Raw genomic sequence first — 17036 nt, 5'->3', positions numbered from 1 at the left:
TGTGGTTTAGAATGTGTAGATTGCAGCTAAAGTAAAAGCTTGTAAGCTACTCATGTCTTCTCCGTCAGCATCAAAGAAAGCATCATCGTTATTGCTCCAAGAGTCTAACCTTACTTCTGGCTTGATAATTAAGTTGCTGTCTACAGTATAGCTACCTGTTACAGTTAGTCCAATTACGCTTGGTAAATCATCAAAATCATCATCATGTAATGAGAAATATTCTCCTCTTATTCCAAGAGCGAAATCATCAGATAGCGAGTACTGTGGGTAAAGTGCAGCACCGTAAAAACCACTCCCGTCATTATCATTATACGCAGCGTTGATTCCTAAGAATAAGGTATCGTCAATATCGAATCCACCTGTGTAGTCTACTTCAAATCCTAATCCGCCATTGTTACCACTGTCATAGTATAAATTTAAATATTGACCAGAGTATCCTAATTGAGCTCCGAATGAATATTCACCTGTAGTAGAAGTGTCGTTAGTATCCCAAGGATTCATAACTGCTAACATTAAGCTAAAATCATCAGATAAAGCAAAATCAGCTTTTAAACCCATATGAGAGAAAGGTCCGCTAGAGAACAAATATGATGTGCTGTAGTTAAAATTTGCTGCTGGTGCAATAACTTCATATCCTAAAAACGTATTAAAACGTCCCATAGTTAAAGTTGTTGTTTCAGAAACATTCCAATAAACATAAGCTTGGTTTACAATACCATCAACAATGTCGGTGTTGAATGTAGCCGCACCACCTCTTGGTCCTGTTACTAAATCTAGTACAGCGCCTACTTTACCACTTTCGTAGCTCGCAATGATGTTACCCATTCCGAAAGCGAAACCGGTTTGATTTGCAAAAGCAGTTCCGAAGGCTTGTCCTGAATCATCAGAAGCATTTATTAAGGTTTGGTAGTAAGCGTCTACACTTCCTGATAATGTAAATTTCTGTTCCTTAGCAACTTCTGTAGAGTCTTGCGCTGTTAATACTACTGACATTAATAGTAAGCTTAATGTAAAAATTTTTTTCATAATAATATATTTAGTAATAGTTAGTTCGAGTCAAATCTATATAATCTTTGTTTACACCCTATTAAAAATTGGGTTTTAAATGTGATTTTTATGAATATTCAATTTTATACCCTATAAAATTTAGGGTTAAAATTAAATTGAGTGATTTTTTTATTATATCAATAATTGGAATTTTCATAAATTGATAAAAAACATCTAAAATTTAGATTATAGTTAGTTCTATATCTTGGTTTTAGATGTTTTCGCAATAAAGTGTGAATTTTGTTACATATTTATAATTGTTTATTCGTCATTATATCTTGTTATTATTGCAATATTTTCATTATGAATGCACTTATCTATCGATATGGGAAAAGTGTTTCAACTATTTTCTAAATCAATTTTTTGAATATATATTAGAGGAGTAATAAGGTGTAAAAAACCTTTAAATTTTTTTAAAATATGTTTAAGAAGCAAGGGCTGTATTCGCCAGAGTTTGAACACGAAAATTGTGGTGCAGGTTTTATCTGTAATCTAAAAGGAGAGAAAACAAATCAAATTATACATGATGCCTTAGAAATCCTAGTAAAATTAGAGCATCGAGGTGGTGTGAGTTCAGATGGAAAAACAGGAGATGGTGCAGGTTTATTAATCGATATTCCACATGCTTATTTTAAGCGCGTTTGTGGTTTTAAAGTGCCTGTAAAAGGAAAATATGCGGTTGGGATGGTATTCTTACCAAAAAACAGAAATCAGTATAAATTTTGCAAAGATACTTTCGAAAAAGAAATCATTGCTCAAGGGCTAACTGTTATAGGGTGGAGAGAAGTTCCTGTAGATTCAACGCAGCTGGGTGAGATAGCATTAGCATCAGAACCAAATATAGAACAACTTTTTGTAGGGAAGTCTAATGAGGTTTCTGAGCCCGATTTTAAAGCTAAACTTTACGCTGCTAGGAAAATAACAGAACACACGGTCAGAAAATCTAAGATGTCACAAAGTTCTTATTTCTATGTGTCTAGTTTATCAATGAATACACTTATCTATAAGGGTATCATTATGCCCGAAGATATAGGGCCTTATTACAAAGATTTACAAGAAGATGATTTGGTAACGCGCTTAGCGTTAGTTCATCAGCGTTTTTCTACAAACACGATGCCAACTTGGGAGTTAGCACAACCATTCCGATTTATGTGTCAGAATGGAGAAATTAATACACTTCGGGGTAATGTCAGTAGAATGCGTGTTCGTGAGGAAATCATGAAAAGTGATGTATTTGGTCCGCAGATAGAAAAATTATTTCCAATAATATTACCAGGAAAGTCTGATTCGGCTTCAATGGATATGGTCGTTGAATTGTTGACGCATACAGGGCGCTCATTGCCAGAAGTGATGATGATGATGATTCCAGAGGCATGGGAGAAACATAAGACAATGTCTCAAGAACGTAAGGCATTCTACGATTATAATTCTTGTATTATGGAGCCTTGGGATGGACCAGCTTCTGTGCCGTTTACAGATGGAAATTATATTGGAGCTTTATTAGATAGAAACGGATTGAGGCCGTCAAGATATACAGTTACTAAAAGCGGAAAATTGATCATGTCTTCAGAAATTGGAGTGGTTGATATTGCACCAGAAGATGTCGAAAGTCATGGGCGATTAGAGCCAGGAAAGATGTTCTTGGTAGATATGAATCAAGGTCGAATTATCAATGATGAAGAAATAAAAAGTAAAATTGTAAAAGAAAGACCATATCAAGAATGGTTAGATAAAACAAGATTACATCTTAAAGATATTCCATACACAGGAGAAACGTGTCCAATAGAATCTTTAGATATAAAAACAAGACAACGTCTATTTAATTATACATACGAGGATATTCAGGAAGTCATCACGCCAATGGCTCAAAAATCCAAAGAAGCTTTAGGCTCAATGGGAACAGATACACCCTTAGCTGTATTGTCAAATAAACCGCAATTAATTTCAAATTATTTTAAACAATTATTTGCACAGGTTACCAATCCTCCTTTAGACGGCATTAGAGAAGAAATTGTAACAGATATTAGTTTGGCATTAGGTAAGGATAGAAATATCTTTAGTATTACTGAAAGACAATGTAGAAAATTGAAAATTCAGAATCCTGTAATTTCAAATGATGATTTAGATAAAATACGGCATATTGATGTTGAAGGTTTTAAAGCCGAAACCATTGAAATGTTATATCAAAAAGACAAAGGTTTAAATGGGCTTGAAGATGCTTTAGATAATATCATTGTTCAAATTGAAAAAGCCTTAGTCCGAAAAACAAATATTATCATTTTATCAGATAGAGGTGTAAGTAAGGATATGGCTCCAATTCCGCCTTTACTAGCGTGTTCTTACGTGAGTCATCAAATGAATCGTTTGCGTAAGCGTTCGTATTTCGATATTATTATAGAATCTGCAGAGCCTCGTGAGCCACATCATTTCGCAACTTTATTTGGTTACGGAGCAAGTGCAGTTAATCCATATATGGTAAATGAAATTATCAGAATGCAAGTTAAAGAAGGCTTCATTACGGATATGGATGAACAAAAAGCGGTTGATAATTTCAATAAAGCTATTGGAAAAGGAATTCTAAAAGTGATGAATAAAATCGGAATTTCAACCTTACGATCTTATAGAGGGTCTCAAATATTTGAAATCGTTGGATTCAATTCTCAATTTGTAGAAAAATATTTCCCTTATACCACATCAAGAATTGAAGGTATTGGTTTATATGAAATTGAAAAAGAAATAGATAAACGTTATCAGCATGCTTATCCGAGTAATGTACTCGACAAACGTTTGGGTTTAAATATTGGTGGAGATTACAGATGGAGACGTAATGGAGAAAAGCATTTATTTAACCCAACAACGGTAGCGAAATTGCAACAAGCTGTTAGGTTAAGTGATCAGGCTAGTTATGATGTTTATGCTAAAACTATAAATGAACAATCTGAAAATTTAATGACCATTCGTGGGTTATTCGAATTTAATAATATAGATCCCATACCGATCGAAGAGGTAGAGCCTTGGACCGAAATCGTAAAACGTTTCAAAACAGGTGCAATGTCTTATGGTTCAATTTCGAGAGAAGCACATGAAAATTTAGCGATTGCCATGAATAGAATTGGTGGGAAATCTAATTCTGGAGAAGGAGGAGAAGATAGAAGACGTTTTCAGCCAGATGTCAATGGGGATAGTAGAAACTCAGCAATAAAGCAAGTGGCTTCTGGTCGTTTTGGAGTGACGTCGCATTATTTAACTAATGCTAAAGAGATTCAAATAAAAATGGCTCAAGGTGCAAAACCTGGAGAAGGTGGTCAGTTGCCAGGTGAAAAAGTATTACCATGGATTGCAGCAGCGAGAAATTCTACACCATTTGTGGGTTTAATTTCGCCACCGCCACATCACGATATTTATTCGATTGAAGATTTAGCACAATTAATATACGATTTAAAAAATGCCAATCGTGAAGCTAGAATTAATGTAAAGTTAGTTTCAGAAGTTGGTGTTGGAACTATTGCCGCAGGTGTCGCTAAGGCAAAAGCCGATGTGGTTCTTATTGCAGGTTATGATGGAGGAACAGGAGCATCTCCTTTAACCTCATTAAAACATGCAGGTTTACCTTGGGAACTTGGTTTAGCTGAGGCGCAACAAACGCTAGTGCTAAACAACTTAAGAAGTAGAATAGTTGTTGAATGTGATGGCCAATTAAAAACAGGAAGAGATGTCGCTATTGCAGCATTATTAGGCGCAGAAGAGTTTGGTTTTGCAACAGCACCTCTTGTAGCTTCGGGTTGTATTATGATGCGTAAATGTCATTTAAATACGTGTCCAGTTGGTATTGCAACGCAAGACAAAGAATTGCGTAAAAACTTTAAAGGCACACCAGAGCATGTTATTAATTTCTTCTATTATATAGCGGAAGAACTGAGAGGGATTATGGCAGAACTAGGGTTTAGGTCTATGTCAGAAATGGTAGGGCAGACACATAAAATTAATGCCAATAAAGCTATAAGTCATTATAAGGCTAAAGGTTTAGACTTGTCTTCGATATTACATCGACCAGCAGAATACAGTCAAATGCCAGTTAAGAATTTACAAAAACAAGAGCATAATTTAGATAATGTTCTCGATTTTAAAATCTTAAAAGATTCGCATCGCGCTTTATATAGAAAAGAGCAAATGACTTTGGCATATCCTATCAAGAACACAAATCGTACGGTCGGAGCTATTGTGAGTAATGAAATTTCAAAAATATATGGTCATTTAGGCTTACCAGAAGATACGTTGAATATCAATTTTGAAGGTTCAGCCGGACAAAGTTTCGGAGCTTTTGGAGCACACGGATTAACGTTTAAACTAGAAGGTAATACAAATGATTATTTAGGAAAAGGATTGTCTGGAGCAAAACTTATTGTTAAGAAACCAACGCGAGCAGATTTTAAAGCAGAAGATAATATTATCATCGGAAATGTTTGTCTCTTTGGAGCGGTTGAAGGGCAGGCTTATATTAATGGAATTGCAGGAGAACGTTTTGCGGTTAGAAACTCAGGTGCAACAGCAGTTGTAGAAGGGGTAGGAGACCATTGTTGCGAATATATGACAGGAGGAAAAGTCGTTGTTCTTGGTAAAACAGGACGAAACTTTGCTGCAGGTATGAGTGGGGGAATTGCATACGTATATGATCCCGAGTGTAAATTTATTAACGGATTGTGTAATATCGAAACGATAGAATTTGAAAAAATTCTGAAGAAAGATGCCAACGATTTAAAAACTTTAATTGAAAAGCATGTAAAATATACAGATAGCGAATTAGGAAAATCATTATTGGGTGATTGGGAAACAAGCTTAAGCAATTTTGTTCGCGTGATGCCAACAGAATACAAACGTGCTTTAAAACGTTTAGAGACAGAAGAACAAATGTTTGAAGAATTAGAAACAGTATAGGACAATGGGAAAAGTAACAGGTTTTAAAGAATTCGAAAGAAAAGATGAATCCTACAAGCCGGTAAAGGATCGTGTAAAGCATTATAATGAATTTACAGTGACTTTGAAGGATAAGGATATGACAGAGCAAGGTTCGCGTTGTATGGATTGTGGAATCCCATTTTGCCATAGTGGTTGTCCATTAGGAAATCTAATTCCAGATTTTAATCATATGGTACACCAAGGAGAATGGCAGAAAGCTTCCTGGATTCTGCATTCTACAAATAACTTTCCGGAGTTTACAGGGCGCTTGTGTCCTGCTCCTTGTGAGCAAGCTTGTGTCTTAGGTATTATAGAAGATCCAGTTTCAATAGAAAATATCGAGAAAAACATTGTTGAACGCGCTTTTAAAGAAGGTTGGATTAAACCAGAACCACCAAAAATAAGAACTGGGAAAACAATTGCGATTGTAGGTTCTGGTCCTGCAGGTTTAGCGGCTGCTCAACAATTAAACAGAGCAGGCCATAGCGTTACTGTTTTCGAGCGTGATGATGCTATAGGTGGATTACTACGTTACGGAATTCCTAATTTTAAAATGGAAAAAGGTATTATTGATCGTCGTTTAGCGATTTTAGAAGCCGAAGGTATTGTCTTTAAAACTAACGTTAACGTTGGTGTTAATTATGATATTATAGAATTAAAAAAGTTTGATGCCATTGTACTTTGCGGAGGCGCAACAGAACGAAGAAGTTTGCCAACACCAGGAATTGATGCAGATGGAGTTGTGCAAGCCATGGACTTTTTAACCCAACAAACTAAAGTTGTTTTTGGACAAAAGGTAAAAGATCAAATATTAGCGACTGGTAAAAATGTAATTGTTATTGGCGGTGGAGATACAGGTTCAGATTGTATTGGAACATCGAATCGTCAAGGTGCAAAATCGGTTGTTAATTTTGAAATTATGCCAAAGCCGCCAGGACATCGCTCGCCTGCAACACCATGGCCATACTGGCCACTGCAATTAAAAACATCTACATCTCATAAAGAAGGTGTTGAGCGTAATTGGTTAATTAATACCAAAGAATTTGTAACGAATGCTAAGGGGAAATTAACCGCCCTAAAAACGGTAAATGTTGAGTGGGAAATGGTGCCAGGAGAGCGTCCTAAATTAGTTGAAGTTGCAGGTTCAGAAAAAACCTGGAAATGTGATTTAGCATTATTAGCTCTAGGTTTCACGGGGCCCGAATCTACAATTGCAGATCAATTAGGTTTAAAAAGAGACGTGCGTTCTAATTATAAAGCAGCATATGGTAAATACCAAACTAATATTCCAAATATATTCACCGCAGGAGATATGCGACGAGGACAATCTTTAATTGTTTGGGCAATTTCTGAAGGTAGAGAAGCTGCTCGTCAGGTTGATATTTACTTAATGGGTAAGTCTGATTTAGCAACAAAAAGTGAAGATGGTGATTTAGTGGGGCTATAATTTAACAATACTTCTGCTGCTATAAATTCTAGGGTAGTCTTTTATTAGAGTAGAAATAAAAAGCATCTGTTTTACAGATGCTTTTTTGTTTTTTATGCTGCAAGGTTTTGTAGATCTTGTAGTTATTGTTTTCGTTTTTAGGCCTACAAGGGTTTTGAAACCTTGCAGGATTTGGTATTATTAAGATTGGTCTTTTATAGGAAACTTAGCCCGAATATCATCTAGGCATAAATTATGAATACTTCCAATATGAGAGTGCTCTTTACCTAAATCTGGTTTGTAAGTTTTTGCTTGTACTTCTCCTCCAATTTTTTGATACGCTTCTCTAAAACTCATGCCTTCTACGACCAAATTATTAATGCTATCTACTGTAAATAGGTATTGATATTTTTCGTCAGTGAGGTCAATATCCTTCACGATGATTTGTTGAATGGAATAATTAAAGATGTCTAAAATGTCCTTTACGTCTTCAAAAGCATTGATGATGTTTTCTTTCAACAATTGGAAATCTCTGTGGTAACCACTTGGTAAATTATTAGTGATTAATAACATTTCAGAATGTAAAGCTTGAATTTTATTACACTTACCTCGTATTAATTCAAACACATCAGGATTCTTTTTGTGTGGCATTATACTACTTCCTGTGGTTAGCTCATCTGGAAACGTAATAAACCCAAAATTTTGACTCATATACAAGCAAATATCCATAGCAAAACGTGCCATAGTGTTACATAAGCCACCTAAAGCACTTGCGATAGCGCGCTCACTTTTTCCTCTGCTTAATTGTGCCGCAACTACATTATATTTTAAGGTTGAAAAGCCTAATTCTTTAGTTGTAATATTTCTGTCAATTGGAAATGAACTTCCGTAACCAGCAGCTGAACCTAACACATTTTGGTCTGTAATTTTTGAGACGGCATTCAACACGTATACATCATCAATTAACAATTCCGCATAAGCAGAAAACCATAAACCAAATGAGGAAGGCATAGCAACTTGTAAGTGGGTATAACCAGGTAGAAGTTGAGTCTTGTGTGTTTCTGCTAAATCTAAAAGTGTATCGAAAAAGGTTTTTGTTTTAGAATTTATAATTTCAAGGTTCTCTTTATAGTAGAGTTGAAGGGCCACTAAAACTTGATCATTTCTAGAGCGTGCTGTGTGAATTTTTTTACCGACCTCGCCTAAAGTTTTGGTAAGCTCGTGTTCAATTTTAGAATGTACATCTTCAAATGATTCTTCAATACTAAACGTTCCAGCGTCTATAGAGTCAGCTAAGATTTTTAATCCTGATTTTAGTTGAATCAATTCTTCCGAAGTAATAATCCCTATAGACTCTAACATCACAGCATGTGCTCGTGATGCTTCCACATCATATTTAGCAATATGCATATCAATTTCTCTATCGTTACCAACGGTAAATAATTCTATCTTTTTATTTATTGAAAATCCTTTGTCCCAAAGTTTCATACGCATTCCTTGTTTTTGTCATTCCTGCGCAGGCAGGAATCTATTTTTAATTTTAGACCTGCTAGGTTGAAAAAACCTGCTAGGTCTATTTTCTTTTTACAATACTTTCTCTAATAATTTAATATACAAATCAACACCTTCTTCAATTTCAGTTAAATAAATAAATTCATCGGCTGTATGCGACCTCGTGCTATCTCCTGGGCCTAATTTCAGTGAAGGGCAAGTTAATACGGATTGGTCTGATAATGTTGGTGAACCGTAAGTTTCTCTTCCGAGTTCTATACCTGCTTCAACTAATTCGTGATTAATAGGAATTGAAGAGGAATTCAATCGCAAACTACGGGCTTTAATACTTGTGCATGGTGACTTTCTAATTAAAATCTCTTCAATTTGTTGATTGGTGTATTTGTCATTCACGCGGACATCAATGACTAAATCAACTTCAGCAGGAATGGCATTGTGCTGTCGGCCTGCATTGATTTGAGTTACGGTCATTTTTACATCACCTAAAACAGGTGAGTTTCGTGCAAACTGATAATCTTTAAACCATTTTAAAACCTCAATAGTATTGTAAATCGAATTATCCTTATTTGGGTGAGCGGCATGACCAGCTGTACCTTTTACCTTAGCATCAAAAACAACTAAACCTTTTTCTGCAATAGCTAAATTCATTAATGTGGGTTCTCCAACAATAGCAACATCAATTTTTGGAATGATACTGAGCATGCTATTCAATCCGTTTGGACCACTGCTCTCTTCTTCAGCTGAAGCGACAATTACTAAGTTATAGTTAAGGTTTTTCTTGTCATAGAAATAAGTGAATGTCGCAATTAAAGAGACTAAACATCCACCAGCATCATTACTTCCTAAGCCGTATAATTTACCATCTTCAACAATAGCTTTAAGCGGGTCTTTGGTATAACCATTATTAGGTTTTACCGTATCGTGATGGGAATTTAGTAATAAGGTTGGTTTGCTCTCGTCAAAATATTTGTTCGTCGACCAAATGTTGTGATGATCTCTCTTAAAAGGAATTTTATGTGATTTAAACCAATCTTCTATAAGTAACGCCGTGTCGTCTTCTTCTGATGAAAATGATTCTGTTTCTATAAGTTGCTTTAATAAAGCAATGGCTTCTTGGGTTAGTTTTTCAATCATTGGGTTATGGTTGTGTGTTTACTATTTGTATTGAAAAGCATGTCTGATTTTCCGATACAAACTTTTTGAACATTTTTATTTATAGCATGAAAGCAATTATCTAATTTAGGTAACATGCCTTCGAATATGATATTATTAGCTTTTAGTGTTTTGTAACTTTCTGTGCTGATATTTTCTATGACTGAATGCTCATTGTCAACATCTTCTAATACACCGTTTTTTTCGAAACAGTAATATAATTCGGTGTTACAAATTGAAGATAAACCAATGGCTAATTCTGAAGCTACAGTATCGGCATTCGTATTCAGTAATTGTCCGTTTGTATCATGAGTAATGGCACAAAAAACAGGTGTAATATGGTTGTTTAATAAGATTTGTAAAGTTTCTGTGTTTACTTTTATAACATCTCCAACAAAACCGTAATCAATAGTTTTTAATGGGCGTTTTTCAGAAATTATGGTGTTGCCATCAGCGCCAGAAAATCCGATAGCATTACAATTATTAGCTTGTAATTGAGCCACAATAGTTTTATTAATTTTTCCAGCATAAACCATAGTGATGATGTCTAAGGTTGCTGCATCTGTGACACGTCTACCTTCGTTCATTTGTACAGGGATATTCATTTGGCTAGCTAATTTAGTTGCCAATTTTCCCCCTCCATGAACCAAAATTTTTGGTCCTTCTATAGTTGAGAATTCTTTAATGAATGCAGCTAATGCTTCTTCATTATCGATGATGTTTCCTCCTATTTTTATGACTTTTAATGTTTTCATCTTATGCTCGCGAAAGCGAGTATCTTTTTGATTTCTACTTTTTTTTAAGACCTGGAAGGCTTTAAAACCTGCTAGGTCAGATAGCCGGATTATAAATCCTCTAAAATTTGTTTCAAAACAACTTGGGCAGCATAAGTTCTATTGTTCGCTTGTTTAATCACCACAGACTGATCACTATCTAAAACCGCATCTTCAACAATTACATTTCGTCTTACAGGTAAGCAATGCATAAATTTTGCATGACCTAATTTTGACTTGGTCATCATCCAATTGTTATCCTGACTCAATATTTTTCCGTAGTCATTGTAACTACTCCAGTTTTTTACATAAACAAAATCAGCATCTTTTAAAGCGTCTTCTTGATTGTAATTTATTGGTGTGTCTTTAGTGATGTCTTCACTTAATTCATAACCTTTAGGATGTGTGATGGTTAAATCAACCTCTAAATGTTGCATCATTTCTACAAACGAATTTGGGACGGCTTGTGGCAATGCTTTTGGGTGCGGTGCCCAAGAAATAACCACTTTTGGTCTAGCGTTTTCAGTTAGTTCAGAAATAGTTATTGCATCTGCTAAAGCTTGCAATGGATGTGCTGTGGCACTTTCCATATTCACGATTGGAACAGTTGCGTATTTTTTAAAGTTATTGAGAATGTATTCTGATTCATCTTTAGCTTTATCTTGTAATGTTGGAAATGCTCTTACAGCAATGATATCTGCGTATTGCGAAATCACTTGTGCGGCTTCTTTAATGTGTTCCGATGAGTTCCCATTCATAATTGAGCCATCTTCAAACTCAATATTCCAGGCGTCATTCACGTTTAAAATCATGACATCCATGCCTAGGTTTTTTGCTGCTTTTTCTGTGCTTAATCGTGTTCTTAAGCTCGAATTAAAAAACAGCATGACTAAGGTTTTATGTTTTCCTAAATCTTGAAATTCAAAAGGATTCATTTTTAGTAAAATAGCTTCCTTTATGGTTTCAGATAGGTTTGAAATGTCTTTTATTTTGGTGTAATTTTTCATATTCATTTACCGCGAAAGTGGGAATCTCTTTTTATTAAACTAATTCTTTTTCTAACGCTTCAAAAAAGACATCAATGTGTTTTTTCTGAATCGTTAATGGAGGAAGAATACGTATCAAATTTGGATTCTTTGCGCTTCCTGTGAAAATATGATGATCGAAAATTAATTTTTTTCTCAATTCGGAAATTGGAAAATCAAATTCCAATCCAATCATTAAACCACGACCTTTAATCGATTTTAAGTTGGGTAATCCTTTGGCTTTTTCTTGAAAATAATCTGCAATGTTATGAGCATTTTCCATTAAGTTTTCTTCTTCTAAAACGTCTAAAACAGATAATGTTGCAGCGCATGCTAAGTGATTACCTCCAAATGTGGTTCCTAATAAACCAAAAGAGGCTTTAATTGAAGGGTGTATTAAAATCCCTCCAACTGGAAACCCATTTCCCATCCCTTTGGCAATTGAGATAATATCTGGTGTAATGTTGTGTTTTTGAAAAGCGAAAAAGTCGCCAGTTCTACCGAATCCAGATTGTACTTCGTCAGCGATTAAGGCTGTGTTGTAGTGCTTGCAAAGTGTTTCGAGACCTTGATAGAATTCTGTAGTGCTTTGATCTAAACCGCCAACTCCTTGTATAAATTCGACAATTATAGCGCAAGTTTCGTTCTGTTTCAAAATTTGTTCAGCAGCATCTAAATCGCCTAATTCTACAAAGTCAACGTGTTGTTGTGCATTAATTGGAGCTACAATTTTTGGGTTGTCGGTGGCAGCTACTGCAGCAGATGTTCTACCGTGAAATGAATTTTTAAACGCTAAAACTTTCTGTTTTCCATTGTGGAATGACGCTAGTTTTAGAGCGTTTTCATTCGCTTCTGCTCCAGAATTACACAAAAATAATTGGTAATCTTTACAGTCAGAAAGCGCTTCTAATTTATCTGCTAATTCAACTTGTAATGGATTTTGAATCGCATTACTATAAAAACCTAGTTTTTCAACTTGATTAGAAATAGCTGATACATATTTTGGGTGTGAATGTCCAATAGAAATCACCGCGTGTCCTCCGTATAAATCTAGATACTCAACATTTTTGTCGTCGTAAACGTAAACATCTTTTGCACTTACAGGTGTGATGTCAAATAGTGGATATACATTAAATAAACTCATATTTTTTATTTTTTATCCTGAAAGGTTTTAAAAACCTTGTAGGAAAATCATATCAGATTTGCTCTTTCTTAATATTGCTAATTTTATTAAACGAAGCGACCATACCTTGAATTAAAGATGAGCTCAATCCTTTGTGTTCCATTTCATTTAACCCTTCAATGGTACAACCTTTTGGTGTGGTAACACGGTCGATTTCTTCTTCTGGATGATTGCCGTTTTCTATCAGCAAGTTAGCAGCTCCTTCACTAGTGTACATGGCTAACTCTTGCGCTTCTTTTGCGTCAAAACCTAACTGAATTGCTGCTTGCGTCGTCGCTCTAATTAGTCGCATCCAAAACGCAATACCGCTCGCACAAACTACGGTGGCTGCTTGCATCTGCGTTTCTGGAATCGCCAATGTATGACCCAATCGGTTAAAAATAGCTTCGGCAATAGGAATACGTTTTTTTCCTAATTCATTACTACACATACACGTCATAGATTTACCAACAGCAATGGCTGTGTTTGGCATGGCTCTAATTATAAATTGATCGCTTCCAACTTGATCCTCAATGCGTGAAATTGAAAATCCTGTTATAGTAGAAATTAAAACATGTTTTTCTGTTAAATGAGGTTTTACATCATTTAAAATTTTTTCAAAATGGGCAGGTTGAACAGCGAATATTAAAATGTCAGATTGCTTAACCGCTTCAATATTGTCGGTTGTTAGTACTACATTCTTATAGCCGTCTAAATCTTGAATACCATCTAAGTTTCGTTTAGTTAAGTATAATGTTGTGATAGCATTATTAGTGATGAGTCCTTTTGCTATGGACTTGCCTAAATTGCCTGTGCCTATGATTGCTATTTTCATTTTGCTTTTCTATTGTTTTTTAATGGTAAAATGTGTTCGCATTAAAAATGCTCGGTTCATCTTATTTTTTGTCATTCCTGCGAAGGGAAGAATCTATATTTTGGTTTAGACCTGCTAGGTTTTATAAACCTGCAAGGTCTATGTTTGTTAAAAATAATTAGCTTTTAATCGTAAACCTTCAGTTTCTTCAAAACCATACATTAAATTCATATTTTGAATCGCTTGTCCTGATGCGCCTTTTAATAAATTATCAATGATGCTTGTAACTAATAATTTGTTTTCATGTTTATGTAAATGAAGGATGCATTTGTTAGTATTAACCACTTGTTTTAAATGAATCTCTTCGTCAGAAACAAATGTAAAAGCAGCATCTTCATAAAAACCTGAATACAATGTTTTTGCGTCTTCTAAACTACCTTCAAATTTGGTGTAAAGTGTAGCGAAAATTCCTCTTGAAAAATCACCACGATTTGGCATAAAAATGATTTCTGAACTAAAATCCGATTGTAACCCATTTACCGTTTGATTGATTTCGCCTAAATGCTGATGTGTAAAGGCTTTGTAATGTGAAAAATTATTATCTCTCCAGGTAAAATGTGTTGTAGCTGATAATGAGGTTCCTGCGCCAGTTGCGCCTGTTACAGCATTAATATGAACGTCATTTTTTAATAAATTTGCTTTTGCTAAAGGCAATAATGCCATTTGAATAGCAGTAGCAAAACAACCTGGATTAGCAATGTAATTCGCTTTTTGAATTGCTGTTTTATTCAGTTCGGGAAGTCCATAAATGAACGGTTTTCCATCAAAATTTGAATCACCCGTTAATCTAAAATCATTACTTAAATCGATAATCTTTGTCGTTTCAGAAAAACTGTTTTGTTCCAAAAAAGCTTTCGAGTTGCCGTGGCCTAAACACAAGAACAATACATCAACTTCCGGATTTGTAGCATCTGAGAAGACTAAATCTGTTGAACCTAATAAATCTTGATGTACCTTACTTACTTTGTTTCCAGCATTAGATGTACTATAAATAAAGTCGATTTCTACTTTAGAGTGATGAATCAATAATCTTATTAATTCGCCAGCTGTGTAACCAGCTCCTCCTATTATTCCTACTTTTAGTTTTTTCATCTCAGTGACCGTGAAAACGGTTATCTTTATTTGATTACACTTTGTTCAGACCTGCTAGGTTTTAAAAACCTGCGAGGTCTTATTTAGTTATTGACTTGCTGATAAATCTTATTCTGATTGCCAAATATTTTTATAAACCCTTTGGCTTCGTCTGCAGTCCAACCTTTATTTTCTTCACCATAACTTCCGAACTTCGCATTCATTAAATCGTGTTCAGATTTAATACCATCTAATGAGAAATGATAAGGCTTAAGTGTTACGATAACTTCTCCTGAAACTTTATCTTGACTACTCTGTAAAAAGGCTTCCATATCTCGCATTACAGGATCCAAATATTGGCCTTCGTGTAAATGCATACCGTAGAAACTAGATAAATAATCTTTGTGTTGTAGTTGCCATTTCGTTAAGGTATGTTTTTCTAAGAGGTGATGTGCTTTGATGATAATTAAAGCTGCGGCAGCTTCAAAACCAACACGGCCTTTAATACCAACAATCGTATCTCCTACATGAATATCTCTGCCAATAGCATAAGCTGAAGCTAAGTTGTTTAAAACTTCAATATTAACTTCCGGACTGTTTTCTTCTCCATTTATAGCAACCAATTCACCTTTAGAAAAGGCTAAAACCACTTTTTCAGGATCTGAATGTTTTAATTGTGAAGGGTAAGCAGAATCTGGTAAAGGATTTTCAGACGTTAATGTTTCTTCTCCGCCAACACTCGTTCCCCAAAGGCCTTTATTAACTGAGTATTTGGCTTTGTTCCATGACATATCGATACCATTTTCAACGAGGTAATCAATTTCTTGTTGTCTGGTTAATTTCCCATCTCTAATAGGAGTAATGATTTCGATTTCTGGTGCTAAGGTTTGAAAAATCATATCAAATCGCACTTGGTCATTTCCTGCGCCAGTACTTCCGTGAGCAATATATTTGGCATCAATACTTTTCGCATATTGAACAATTTCAATGGCTTGAATAATTCGCTCTGCACTTACAGATAAAGGATATGTATTGTTCTTCAATACATTTCCGAAAATTAAATACTTAATTACTTTATCGTAATATGATGCAATGGCATCAATATTTTTATATGTCGAAACGCCCATTTTATAGGCATTACTTTCAATCGTTTTAATTTCGTCGGTTGTGAAGCCACCTGTGTTTACGCTCACCGCATGTACATCGTAACCGGCTTTACTTAAACTCACAGCGCAGTAAGATGTGTCTAATCCTCCACTATATGCTATAACTAATTTTTTATTCATTTTTCGCTTTTATTGTTTTTCAATTGTAAAATGTGTTCGCATTTAATTGCTCGCTTCATCTTTATTGTCTTTTTTTAAAAACATATTCTGTTTTATAAGTTTTAATCGTGTCCACACTTTTTTATCATAAGCACGTTCTTTAATGTGTTCTTGTGGTTTTGGTATTTCAGCTTTAGCCGGATCGTAAAGCATCCCTGTGCATAAGCACATTTTTTGCTCTGTTCTTGTTAAAACATCAAAGTTTTTGCATGTTTGGCACCCTTTCCAAAAGGATTGATCGTCTGTTAATTCTGAAAATGTAACTGGTTTATAGCCTAACTCACTATTCATTTTCATAACCGCTAAACCCGTTGTGATACTAAAAACCTTGGACTCTGGAAATTTGGTTCTGGAATGATTAAAAATCACTTTCTTAATTTGTTTGGCTAGCCCTAAATTTCTAAAGTCTGGATGTACAATTAATCCGGAATTTGCTACAAATTTACCATGACTCCAAGCTTCGATATAACAAAAGCCAGCGAACTGATCGCCTTCTAATGCAATAACGGCATTACCATTTTCCATCTTTGTAATGATGTATTCGGGTTGGCGTTTTGCGATACCTGTGCCTCTAACTTTAGCAGCTTCTGCGATGGTTTCGCAAATGAGTTCTGCGTAAATGCTATGTGATTTATCAGCAATAACAATTTTCATTGTGATTGTTTTTTATAGATTATAAAATTTTTGATTTTTTTTGAAATGAAGAACTGGAC

12 protein-coding genes are annotated in these 17036 nt (G+C 35.0%); 2 read left to right on the top strand and 10 right to left on the bottom strand.

Annotation, left to right across the window (positions count from 1 at the left end):
* Nucleotides 1-6: 6 nt before the first annotated feature.
* A complete protein-coding gene (locus HM986_RS02665; RefSeq protein WP_179333533.1) occupies nucleotides 7-1026 on the bottom strand; it encodes an outer membrane beta-barrel protein in 1020 nt (339 codons plus the stop codon).
* A gap of 441 nt (nucleotides 1027-1467) precedes the next feature.
* Here HM986_RS02665 and gltB point away from each other — a divergent pair, with 441 nt between their 5' ends.
* Nucleotides 1468-5982, top strand: coding sequence for a glutamate synthase large subunit (gene gltB / locus HM986_RS02660; protein WP_179333532.1), 4515 nt, complete (start codon nucleotides 1468-1470; stop codon nucleotides 5980-5982).
* A gap of 4 nt (nucleotides 5983-5986) precedes the next feature.
* Complete coding sequence (locus HM986_RS02655; RefSeq protein ID WP_179333531.1) at nucleotides 5987-7450, top strand: glutamate synthase subunit beta; 1464 nt, start codon at nucleotides 5987-5989, stop codon at nucleotides 7448-7450.
* A 180-nt stretch (nucleotides 7451-7630) separates the two neighbouring features.
* Here HM986_RS02655 and argH read toward each other — a convergent pair whose 3' ends face one another.
* From argH to HM986_RS02610, 9 genes are all read right to left on the bottom strand, one after another.
* Nucleotides 7631-8917 (bottom strand): argininosuccinate lyase, encoded by a 1287-nt coding sequence (gene argH, locus HM986_RS02650; RefSeq protein ID WP_179333530.1) that lies wholly within the window; start codon nucleotides 8915-8917, stop codon nucleotides 7631-7633.
* 96 nt (nucleotides 8918-9013) lie between these two features.
* Entirely contained in the window at nucleotides 9014-10075 is a 1062-nt protein-coding gene (locus HM986_RS02645) for a M20 family metallo-hydrolase (RefSeq protein ID WP_179333529.1), read from the bottom strand.
* The gene (gene argB, locus HM986_RS02640) at nucleotides 10072-10848 is read right to left on the bottom strand and encodes an acetylglutamate kinase (protein WP_179333528.1); all 777 of its coding nucleotides are present in this window, start codon (nucleotides 10846-10848) and stop codon (nucleotides 10072-10074) included. The genes HM986_RS02645 and argB overlap by 4 nt, the downstream gene beginning before the upstream one ends.
* An 89-nt stretch (nucleotides 10849-10937) precedes the next feature.
* A complete protein-coding gene (locus HM986_RS02635; protein ID WP_179333527.1) occupies nucleotides 10938-11873 on the bottom strand; it encodes a Rossmann-fold NAD(P)-binding domain-containing protein in 936 nt (311 codons plus the stop codon).
* Between the two features lie 34 nt (nucleotides 11874-11907).
* Nucleotides 11908-13035: an aspartate aminotransferase family protein gene (locus HM986_RS02630; protein ID WP_179333526.1), complete on the bottom strand. Its 1128-nt coding sequence runs from the start codon at nucleotides 13033-13035 to the stop codon at nucleotides 11908-11910.
* Nucleotides 13036-13087: 52 nt separating this feature from the next.
* On the bottom strand, nucleotides 13088-13888 hold the full coding sequence (gene proC, locus HM986_RS02625) for a pyrroline-5-carboxylate reductase (protein ID WP_179333525.1): 801 nt from the start codon (nucleotides 13886-13888) through the stop codon (nucleotides 13088-13090).
* Between the two features lie 147 nt (nucleotides 13889-14035).
* Nucleotides 14036-15019, bottom strand: a complete 984-nt coding sequence (gene argC, locus HM986_RS02620) for an N-acetyl-gamma-glutamyl-phosphate reductase (protein WP_179333524.1) — start codon at nucleotides 15017-15019, stop codon at nucleotides 14036-14038.
* Between the two features lie 83 nt (nucleotides 15020-15102).
* Nucleotides 15103-16284, bottom strand: a complete 1182-nt coding sequence (locus HM986_RS02615; protein ID WP_179333523.1) for an argininosuccinate synthase — start codon at nucleotides 16282-16284, stop codon at nucleotides 15103-15105.
* A 42-nt stretch (nucleotides 16285-16326) separates the two neighbouring features.
* Complete coding sequence (locus tag HM986_RS02610; protein WP_179333522.1) at nucleotides 16327-16977, bottom strand: GNAT family N-acetyltransferase; 651 nt, start codon at nucleotides 16975-16977, stop codon at nucleotides 16327-16329.
* Nucleotides 16978-17036 lie beyond the last annotated feature (59 nt).

The sequence above is a fragment of the Winogradskyella costae genome (assembly GCF_013403865.1).
Lineage (GTDB): Bacteria > Bacteroidota > Bacteroidia > Flavobacteriales > Flavobacteriaceae > Winogradskyella > Winogradskyella costae.
The sequence above is the reverse complement of the archived record's forward strand: the minus strand, read 5'-3'. Positions and strand labels throughout refer to the sequence as shown.

Excerpts from the sequence above, each read along its gene's own strand:
- HM986_RS02645 (WP_179333529.1), bottom strand. The coding sequence starts at position 10,075 with ATGATTGAAAAACTAACCCAAGAAGCCATTGCTTTATTAAAGCAACTT.
- argC (WP_179333524.1), bottom strand. The coding sequence starts at position 15,019 with ATGAAAAAACTAAAAGTAGGAATAATAGGAGGAGCTGGTTACACAGCT.
- gltB (WP_179333532.1), top strand. The coding sequence starts at position 1,468 with ATGTTTAAGAAGCAAGGGCTGTATTCGCCAGAGTTTGAACACGAAAAT.
- HM986_RS02635 (WP_179333527.1), bottom strand. The coding sequence starts at position 11,873 with ATGAAAAATTACACCAAAATAAAAGACATTTCAAACCTATCTGAAACC.
- HM986_RS02615 (WP_179333523.1), bottom strand. The coding sequence starts at position 16,284 with ATGAATAAAAAATTAGTTATAGCATATAGTGGAGGATTAGACACATCT.
- argH (WP_179333530.1), bottom strand. The coding sequence starts at position 8,917 with ATGAAACTTTGGGACAAAGGATTTTCAATAAATAAAAAGATAGAATTA.
- HM986_RS02630 (WP_179333526.1), bottom strand. The coding sequence starts at position 13,035 with ATGAGTTTATTTAATGTATATCCACTATTTGACATCACACCTGTAAGT.
- HM986_RS02655 (WP_179333531.1), top strand. The coding sequence starts at position 5,987 with ATGGGAAAAGTAACAGGTTTTAAAGAATTCGAAAGAAAAGATGAATCC.
- HM986_RS02665 (WP_179333533.1), bottom strand. The coding sequence starts at position 1,026 with ATGAAAAAAATTTTTACATTAAGCTTACTATTAATGTCAGTAGTATTA.
- argB (WP_179333528.1), bottom strand. The coding sequence starts at position 10,848 with ATGAAAACATTAAAAGTCATAAAAATAGGAGGAAACATCATCGATAAT.
- proC (WP_179333525.1), bottom strand. The coding sequence starts at position 13,888 with ATGAAAATAGCAATCATAGGCACAGGCAATTTAGGCAAGTCCATAGCA.
- HM986_RS02610 (WP_179333522.1), bottom strand. The coding sequence starts at position 16,977 with ATGAAAATTGTTATTGCTGATAAATCACATAGCATTTACGCAGAACTC.